Raw genomic sequence first — 989 nt, forward strand, 5'->3', positions numbered from 1 at the left:
GGAGCGGGCGCTCACCGGGACCGGCCTCGTCCCCTTCCGGACGAGGCCGGTCTTGTGTGTCGACATACGCGTGAGTAGTTAACAAAGTGGCGGATTGCCCACCCGATGAGGGTGGGAAGGCTCCTCCGGGTACACACCTCTGCAAGACACGCAGGACCCACCTCCCCACAGTCATCCGCCCACCCCCGTTGACGCGGACAGGAGCGGTCATGCCCGCCAAGCACCACTCGTCACCCCCGCCCTCCGGCCGCAGAGCCCCGTCCCGGCGCGGCACCGCGGATCCTGCCGCGCGCCCGGCCGACGCCGGTCCCCCGCCCTCCCCGGAGCCCGTGTCCGCGGCACCCGCCACCTCGGTGGGGCGGATACCCGTCCTGGACGTCCGCCCGATGGTCCGCGAGGGCCGCCGCCCCGCCAAGGCGGTCCCGGGCGAGACGTTCCAGATCTCGGCCACCGTGTTCCGGGAGGGACATGACGCGGTGGCCGCCAATGTGGTCCTGACCGACCCCGAGGGGCGGCCGGGGCCGTTCACGCCGATGCGGGAGCTGGCGCCGGGCACCGACCGGTGGGGTGCCGAGGTCACTCCCGACGCCACGGGCCTGTGGACGTACCACGTGGAGGGCTGGGGCGACCCGGTCACCACCTGGCGCCACCATGCGCAGATCAAGATCCCGGCCGGTATCGACACGGAGGTGGTGCTGGAGGAGGGGGCCCGGCTGTACGAGCGGGCGGCCGCCGGGGTGCCCGGCTCGGACGAGCGGGAGGTGCTGCTCGCGGCGGTGGCGGCGCTGCGCGACGAGGGCCGTCCGGTGTCCGCCCGGCTGGCGGCGGCGCTGACGCCCGAGGTGGACGCGGTGCTGGCCCGCCATCCGCTGCGGGAACTGGTCACCAGCAGCGACCCGCTGCCGCTGCTGGTGGAGCGCGAGCGGGCGCTGTACGGGTCCTGGTACGAGTTCTTCCCCCGCTCCGAGGGCACACCCGAGCAGCCGCAC

At 74.3% G+C, this 989-nt stretch carries 1 protein-coding gene; it reads left to right on the forward strand.

Features of this window, described 5'->3' with window-relative positions; all coding sequences use genetic code 11:
- Positions 1 to 209: 209 nt before the first annotated feature.
- Positions 210 to 989: maltotransferase domain-containing protein (locus tag ABD207_RS10635; RefSeq protein WP_344011925.1), on the forward strand; the 780-nt coding region annotated here is incomplete at its 3' end.

It is taken from the genome of Streptomyces thermospinosisporus (assembly GCF_039526425.1).
Taxonomy (GTDB): domain Bacteria; phylum Actinomycetota; class Actinomycetes; order Streptomycetales; family Streptomycetaceae; genus Streptomyces; species Streptomyces thermocarboxydovorans.